The 246-nt window shown below is 60.6% G+C and carries 1 protein-coding gene; it reads right to left on the minus strand.

Features of this window, described 5'->3' with window-relative positions; genetic code table 11:
- Nucleotides 1-77 precede the first annotated feature (77 nt).
- On the minus strand, nt 78-246 hold a 169-nt coding region (locus SB771_RS36295; RefSeq protein ID WP_410722196.1), incomplete at its 5' end, for a DUF934 domain-containing protein.

Below are 246 nucleotides of genomic sequence, written 5' to 3' on the forward strand. Positions count from 1 at the left end.
CTGCGCGATCGAATCGAGCAGCACGTCCAGACGTTCGATCTTCGCTTGCAGTTCAGCCGTGATGCCCGTTGCGCTCGTCATACCGACGCCTTCTGCGCGGCAGCGGCCGCTTCGCGATGGCGAAAGAGTGGCGAAGGATCGTCGAATGCACCTTGATACTGGACAGTGAATTCGGTGAATGCCTTCAGCGCGTCGTGGATGTCCTTGTCTTCGCGCAGCGCGTACGCGTTGAAGCCGCAGCGTTCG

Origin of the sequence: Burkholderia sp. SIMBA_051 (assembly GCF_046534915.1) — a bacterium.
GTDB lineage: Bacteria > Pseudomonadota > Gammaproteobacteria > Burkholderiales > Burkholderiaceae > Burkholderia > Burkholderia ambifaria.